The following is a 3,220-nucleotide window of genomic DNA, read 5'->3' as shown; positions in this document are numbered from 1 at the left end:
GCGCCGGCAGCCGGCCGATCACCATTGCCGAGGTGGGGCAGCAGTTCGGCATCTCGCACAACCACCTCGTCAAGGTGGCGGCGCGGCTGTCGAAGCTGGGCTGGATCAGTGCCACGCGCGGCCGCCACGGCGGCCTGCAGCTGGGCCCCGGTGCCGAGCGGCTGACCATCGGCATCATCCTGCGCGAGCTGGAAGGGCACAAGGCGGTGATCGACTGCGACAACCCGCCCTGTGCGCTGAACGGCAACTGCCGCCTGAAGCGCGCGCTGGACGTGGCCGAGCAGGCTTTCTACCGCGCCCTGGACGACGTCACGCTGGCCGATGTCACCGGCAGCCAGACGGCCGAGTCGATCATCCGCCTGCATCGCGATTTCCTGAACCGGCGTTCGGCCTGAGCGGATCCTGTCCGCGCGGGCCGGCGAGAGCCGGTTTTATTTTGAGCAAAAACATGCATTTTATTTGCATGATTTAAAACGGAGTGTTTCCTGATGCTGTCCGCCGCTTCCCGCCCCTATATCGATGCAAGCGTCCCCGTGCTGCGCGAGCACGGCCTGGCCATCACCACGCATTTCTACCGCGAGATGTTCGCGGACCGGCCCGAGCTGACGCAGATGTTCAACATGGGCAACCAGGCCAACGGCAGCCAGCAGCAGTCGCTGGCCTCGGCCGTGTTCGCCTATGCGGCCAATATCGATAACGCGGCGGCGCTGGGGCCGGTGCTCGAGCGCATCGTCCACAAGCATGCAGCCGTGGGCCTGACGCCCGCGCACTACCCGATCGTCGGCCGCCACCTGCTGGGCGCCATCTCCGCGGTGCTGGGCGAGGCCGCCACGCCGCCGCTGCTGGCCGCCTGGGACGAGGCCTACTGGCTGCTGGCCGGCGAGCTGATCGCGGCCGAGGCGCGCCTGTACCAGCGCACCGGCGTGGCCGCCGGCGAGCTGACGCCGGTGCGCGTGGTGCGGCGCGAGGCGCAGGGCGACCAGGTGGTGGCGCTGACCCTGGCTGCCGCCGACGGCCAGCCGCTGCGTGCGTTCCGCCCGGGCCAGTACATCAGCGTCGAGGCGCGCCTGGACGATGGCCAGCGCCAGCTGCGCCAGTATTCGCTGTCGGCCGAAAGCGGGCTGCCGACCTGGCGCATCTCGGTCAAGCGCGAGGCTGGCGACCGCACCACTCCGGCCGGCGCGGTGTCCAACTGGCTGCACGCCAACGCCCAGGAGGGCACTGAACTCAAGGTGAGCGCGCCGTTCGGCGAGTTCACGCCGGCGCTCGACGGGCGCCGTCCGCTGGTGCTGCTGTCGGCCGGCATCGGCATCACGCCGATGCTGTCGGTGCTGCGCACGCTGGCCGCGCAGGGCTCGCAGCGCCAGGTGCTGTTTGCCCATGCCGCGCGCGACGGCCGCCACCACGCCCATCGCGCCGACCTGCAATGGGCGCGCGAACGCCTGCCGCAGCTCGCCACGCACATCAGCTATGAAACCCCGCAAGCGGGCGACGTGGCCGGTCGCGACTACGACCACGCCGGCACCATGCCGGTAGCCGAACTGCTGCGCCAGCCCGGCCTGCAGCGCTTTGTCGACGGCAGCTTCTACCTGTGCGGACCGCTCGGCTTCATGCAGGCGCAGCGCCATGCGCTGGTCAGCGCGGGCGTGCCGGTGGCGCATATCGAGCGCGAGGTGTTCGGACCGGACCTGCTGGACGACCTGCTCTAAGGGTCGGCGGCGCGGCAGACAGCGTCATGGGGCTCTGGTAGGCTTGGCGCGTCTGCGCTCCCGCGCCATTGCCCGCCTTGTGGGTATCCAGGGTCCCGATCCCATGCAACTGTCCCTCCGGCCTTCGCTCCGCTTCGATGCCTCCGCGCCCTGGCTGCCGCGCCTGGCCAGCCTGGTGCTGTTTATCGCGCTGTGCGCGCTCGCCACCTACTGGGTGCTGACCTTCAGCGCGATGCGTACCATCCCGGTGCCGCAGAGCGCGCGCGTGGCCCAGACCGAGGCGGTCGAGACCGGCGCGGTCGCGACGCTGTTCGGCGGCTCGGCGCAGGGCGGCCCGCGCGACGTGCAGCTGATCGGTGTGGTGGCCGAGGTGGATGGCGGCGCGGGCGCGGCAATCGTGTCGATCGATGGCGGCCCGCCCAAGGCGGTGCGCGCCGGCGCCGAGCTGTCGCCGCAGATCCGGCTGGTTGAGATCCGCCAGCGTGCGGTGGTGATCGAGCGCAGCGGCGTGCGCCAGGAAATCGTGCTGCCGCTGCAGGCCGGTGCCACGCGCGGCGCACCGGCAGCGGCCGGTGCCTTGCCCCCGCCGCCCGCCGGCGCCGCGGCACCGATGGCAACGCCGATGCCGCCCCCGGCGCCGGTGGTGAGCCAGCCCGCCGCACCAGCCCAGCAGCCGCAAGGCCAGGCGCCTGCGCAGCAGGCCCAGCCCGCCCAACCGCAGCCGCAACCGGTCGATCCGCGCCAGTACCAGCCGATGATGGCGCCGCAGGCGGCCGGCGAAGGCCAGCTGGCGCCGAAGGACTGATTCCGGGCGCCAAATATTCGCGCTTGCTTGCGTTCCCTTACGGCGCGCGGGCCTTTCTGTGAGCCGGGTAACATCGTATTAAAAGCGCCAACTTCCCTGCATCGTCTGCGTTCTAATCCGTACATGCCAAACGTGATGAAAAGGAGCAAGACATGCAACGCAATCACAAGCCGCAGATCCTGAAGCAGTTCCTGGCCGCATCGGCCGCCCTCCTTGTCGCCGGTGGCGCATTTGCCCAGGCCAGCGCCCCCGCACCATCCGCTGCGCCAGCCGGCAAGCCCGGCATGGGTCACCACCACCACCACGGTGGCGGCATGTGGATGAAGGCGATCGATACCGATGGCGATGGCGCGATCTCCAAGGCGGAAGCCGACGCCTGGTTCAACAAGCTCGACACCAACCGCGACGGCAAGATCGACAAGGCCGAGATGGATGCGCACCGCAAGGCCGCCATGGCCGAGCGCCATGCACGCATGCAGGCAGCCTTCGACGAGAAGTTCAAGGCCGCCGACAAGAACGGCGACGGCGCGCTGACCAAGGCTGAGGCCAACGCCGGCCTGCCGCGCCTGGCCAAGCGCTTCGACCAGCTCGACGCCAACCGCGACGGCAAGCTGACCCGCGACGAAATCCGCGCCGGCATGGAAAAGATGCACCGCGACCATTCGCACCGCGGCGACCGCGGCCCGCGTGGCCAGGCGGCACCGGG

General features: G+C 70.2%; 4 protein-coding genes. All 4 read left to right on the top strand.

Going from position 1 to position 3,220, the window contains the following annotated elements:
* Positions 1 to 395: Rrf2 family transcriptional regulator (locus CF68_RS23415; RefSeq protein WP_235205864.1), on the top strand; the 395-nt coding region annotated here is incomplete at its 5' end.
* A 93-nt stretch (positions 396 to 488) separates the two neighbouring features.
* Positions 489 to 1,709, top strand: coding sequence for a globin domain-containing protein (locus CF68_RS23410; RefSeq protein ID WP_035823426.1), 1,221 nt, complete (start codon positions 489 to 491; stop codon positions 1,707 to 1,709).
* A 103-nt stretch (positions 1,710 to 1,812) separates the two neighbouring features.
* On the top strand, positions 1,813 to 2,514 hold the full coding sequence (locus CF68_RS23405; RefSeq protein WP_035823424.1) for a type II secretion system protein N: 702 nt from the start codon (positions 1,813 to 1,815) through the stop codon (positions 2,512 to 2,514).
* A gap of 152 nt (positions 2,515 to 2,666) precedes the next feature.
* A partial coding sequence (locus CF68_RS23400) for an EF-hand domain-containing protein (RefSeq protein ID WP_035823422.1) occupies positions 2,667 to 3,220 on the top strand: 554 nt, incomplete at its 3' end.

Origin of the sequence: Cupriavidus sp. SK-4, assembly GCF_000611125.1 — a bacterium.
Taxonomy (GTDB): Bacteria; Pseudomonadota; Gammaproteobacteria; order Burkholderiales; family Burkholderiaceae; genus Cupriavidus; species Cupriavidus necator.
This window is presented reverse-complemented; position numbering and strand designations above follow the sequence as displayed.

Coding starts and splice junctions, on each gene's coding strand:
- CF68_RS23405 (WP_035823424.1), top strand. CDS start 1,813: ATGCAACTGTCCCTCCGGCCTTCGCTCCGCTTCGATGCCTCCGCGCCC.
- CF68_RS23410 (WP_035823426.1), top strand. CDS start 489: ATGCTGTCCGCCGCTTCCCGCCCCTATATCGATGCAAGCGTCCCCGTG.